Source organism: Acinetobacter sp. YH01010 (genome assembly GCF_013420775.1).
Lineage (GTDB): Bacteria > Pseudomonadota > Gammaproteobacteria > Pseudomonadales > Moraxellaceae > Acinetobacter > Acinetobacter amyesii.
This window is the reverse complement of sequence record NZ_VOYF01000059.1, coordinates 1-2,287: the sequence shown is the minus strand read 5'-3', so window position 1 is coordinate 2,287 and position 2,287 is coordinate 1. Positions and strand designations below refer to the sequence as shown.

The 2,287-nt window shown below is 37.4% G+C and carries 1 protein-coding gene and 1 pseudogene; both read left to right on the top strand.

Going from position 1 to position 2,287, the window contains the following annotated elements:
- Positions 1–240 precede the first annotated feature (240 nt).
- Positions 241–1,170 (top strand): annotated as a pseudogene (gene repM / locus FTT77_RS17130) (replication initiation protein RepM); the annotation flags it as partial.
- Positions 1,171–1,710: 540 nt separating this feature from the next.
- A complete protein-coding gene (locus tag FTT77_RS17125) occupies positions 1,711–1,890 on the top strand; it encodes a hypothetical protein (RefSeq protein ID WP_180109595.1) in 180 nt (59 codons plus the stop codon).
- Positions 1,891–2,287: the final 397 nt, after the last annotated feature.

Genomic DNA, 2,287 nt, shown 5'->3' with positions numbered 1-2,287 from the left:
CAGTTTTAAATGTCGTTTTTGATTTTTTTGGGCTTTTAATAATATAAAAAGCTTTTAAATGCTTTTAGGAGGACTGAAAGCCTTGCTATACGCATCTTTCAGAGGACATACCGACACAAATAGTTTGTCATACCGACACAAATAGTTTGTTCAAAAACACCGATACCGACACAAATAGTTTGCATTAAGACACATAAAAATATAGTGTGTCTTTAATCGCATAAAAATAATGGTGTCTTAATGAAAGGCGGGTTAGTTGTAAAAGATAATGCTCTTATGAATGCCAGTTACAATTTGGAGGTAACAGAACAAAGGTTAATCTTATTGGCAATTATCAGTGCTAGAGAAACAGGGAAAGGAATCACTGCTGACAGTAAGCTAGAAATTCATGCCAGTGATTATGCAAAACAGTTCAATGTCACAAAAGAAGGGGCTTACAAGGCTTTGAAAGAAGCTGTAAATAACCTATTTGACCGACAATTTTCATTCCAAGAAGAAACACCAAAAGGGATTGGTATTGTGCGCTCACGGTGGGTCAGTCGCATTAAATACATTGATGATTCTGCACTACTAGAAATCACCTTTGCACCCGATGTAGTTCCACTAATTACACGACTAGAGAAACACTTTACAAGCTATCAGATTAATCAAGTTTCAGGACTTACAGGCAAGTATGCAATACGACTTTATGAACTATTGATAACATGGCGTGAGGTAGGTAAAACTCCAATTTTGAAACTAGCGGATTTCAGAAGTCAGTTAGGAGTTGAACCTAATGAATATAAAGCAATGAATCATTTTAAAAGTCGTGTTTTAGAACCATCATTACAACAAATTAATGAAAAAACAGACATTAAGGTGAAGGTAGAACAACATAAAAATGGTCGTTCAATTACTGGTTTTTCATTCCGATTTAAACAAAAAGCTCAGCCAAAAGTAGAACAAAAAATTGACCCGAAACGAGATCCAAACACACCTGATTTCTTTGTCGAAATGACCGATGCCCAACGGCATTTGTTCGCACACAAATTATCTGAACTGCCCGAAGTTGGTAGCGAATATGCAGAGATCGGAGAATCAGTCGAAGACTTTACGAAACGCCTTGCCGATATGCTTTTAGAACCAAAAAAATTCAGGATGTTTTACCCGCTACTGGAACAGCTCGGCTTTGGTTCTAAGAAAATCCAATCTGCACCAATCAAACAGGTCGATGAACCTAAGTTTATTGAATTGCAAAATATGCAAGTGAATAGCTTGTCATACCACATGTCGAGAGATAAAAAATTCGCTCATTTAAAACTAGAAAATGAATCTCCAGATGACTTTGCACGAAGACTTCGCCCTATGCTAAAAGACCCAGAACAGCAAATTCAATTTTATGACTACGTGAATGCCAAAAAGTAGTAATTAATCCTCTAAAAAAGATTTCAAAACGCCCCAGCTTTTGGGGCTTATTTTTATCTTTTTCAGAGGTCGTTTTTTTGTTTCTCGGAGAGAAACGCGTAAGCGTGCATTCCCAACTGCTGTCGGAAAATGATAAATCCCCAAACCGCTAAAACTTGCCGATCGGCAACTTTTGAAATATCAGATTTTCATACATTGCGAAAAACCGCCTAAAATCGCATTTAAGCGCTCTTTTCTTCAAAACAGGGAAATCTAGCTAAACAGGGCTAAAAACGCCAATAAACGCAAAATAGGAGCATTTAGACTATGAAATTGAGTGATGCCGAAAACAATAATCGTTTGTCAGAGGTGTTTTTAAAGAAATCAAATCGAGAATATTACGATTTAGAAATCACTGAAGATCATCAAAAACTTTATGATCAGTACGTTTCAGGTGAGTTAAACAAGCAAGATTTTGAAGAACAACTAAATAAATTGATCAAGTAGCCGAGCGAGTGTCTACGAGCGATTGAGCGTTATAAAAATTTCGCCCCTGCCTTTTCCCTGATTACAAGCTCCCTGTTGGGTCATAACGAGATTTACAGAGCAAAGCGACTGTAGTCACTGGCTCCATGACGAGCGAAGCGAGCATAAAGCTTTATGAGCGAAGCGAATCCATTCTTGTTTTTAGCGTCCTAGCCGGTCTTTGAAAAAACTGCCCCCAGGAATCGAGCGAAGCGAGATTCAATAAAGTTTGAGCGAAGCGAAAACATAGGGCAGTTTTAAATGTCGTTTTTGATTTTTTTGGGCTTTTAATAATATAAAAAGCTTTTAAATGCTTTTAGGAGGACTGAAAGCCTTGCTATACGCATCTTTCAGAGGACATACCGACACAAATAGTTTG